Annotated in this window: 1 pseudogene; it reads left to right on the top strand. The window is 41.5% G+C overall.

The annotated features are described in order from the left end of the window. Positions 1-675 precede the first annotated feature (675 nt). Positions 676-816, top strand: a pseudogene (locus tag ACNQ0W_RS25215) (transposase); the annotation flags it as partial. Positions 817-915 lie beyond the last annotated feature (99 nt).

Here is a 915-nt window from a genome sequence, read left to right as displayed (position 1 = left end):
AACTGGTGACCAAAGGACATCTGAGACCATTAAAAGAGGCGTCAGAGGCAGAAAACGTTGCTTAACGTGAGTTTTCGTTCCACTGAGCGTCAGACCCCTATTAAGCCGGTCCATCATTTTCTGTATATCTCTCATCAATTTTTATATCCGGCCTGAAGTGCACCGTTCAAGCACACCGATCAGGCAGTTAGTCACTAGTTAACTCTTTACTAGAGACTAAATTCCATTGATTTACGTGACAACGTCACGTCATTAAGGTTTGCAAATGCCTAATTTTCATACTATGGGATTTAATTAGGAGTAAATCCCACAGGTTTACATAAAGCTGACATTTAAAAGTGTTAAAAATCAATCAGATAGAAAGAAAAGGCTCTCCGGAAGAACTCTTCTCATTATTTCGCCGCCCGGGGTTATTGCTGACAGATCTGAAAGTGCTAATATGTTAGTCATTAGTAATTAGTAAAGCCTTTACTAAACGCGTTTCTACGTAAATTCTATTGGTTTTAGAGGGTCCTACTGTCCGAAGACAATAAAGTTGTACACAAAGCACTAAAGTTGTAACCATTCTCAAAAAACGACGCTAATGTTGTATGCTTACTGAATGTGTGGTTATAGGGTTGGAGACTATAAAATGCACATATAGGTACGTATCAATGTCGTTTTTTGGGTACGATCATGGGTAGGGGTAGGCGTCTCAAATCCTATTTGGATTATGAAAATGCGCTAGGTGACGGCATAGGAGTGGGCTATGGCCAAAGTTATCAGCCCTGGCTTAGAGCTCAGGACGTTAAATCCCGTGGAAACCGTTCGATAGTCGGCACTGTTGCAAATAGTCGGTGGTGATAAACTTATCATCCCCTTTTGCTGATGGAGCTGCACATGAACCCATTCAAAGGCCGGCATTTTCAGCGTGAC

It is taken from the genome of Enterobacter cloacae complex sp. 6730903 (assembly GCF_048283985.1).
Taxonomy (GTDB): domain Bacteria; phylum Pseudomonadota; class Gammaproteobacteria; order Enterobacterales; family Enterobacteriaceae; genus Enterobacter; species Enterobacter hormaechei_C.
This window is presented reverse-complemented; position numbering and strand designations above follow the sequence as displayed.